The 243-nt window shown below is 65.8% G+C and carries 1 pseudogene; it reads left to right on the plus strand.

The window, feature by feature from the left end:
- Positions 1-243 (plus strand): annotated as a pseudogene (locus tag FS767_RS22505) (DUF4440 domain-containing protein); the annotation flags it as partial.

Here is a 243-nt window from a genome sequence, read left to right on the forward strand (position 1 = left end):
CCAAGGCCGCGCTGTACACCTGGGCCGCGACCGTCGCCACCCGTGATGTGGAAGCCATCCTCGCCCTCTATGCGCCGGACGCCATCCTGGTGCCGACCCTGTCGAACGAGGTGCGCGACAGCGAGGAAAGCCGCCGCGAGTACTTCCGCAACTTCCTCGCCAACGACGGGCTGGTGTGCGATGTGCAGATCTTCAAGAAGAGGGTCAGCAGTCAGCTCAGCACCGTGGTGGTCGGCGGGCTCT

It is taken from the genome of Pseudomonas sp. DE0010 (assembly GCF_007680745.1).
Classification (GTDB): Bacteria; Pseudomonadota; Gammaproteobacteria; order Pseudomonadales; family Pseudomonadaceae; genus Aquipseudomonas; species Aquipseudomonas parafulva_B.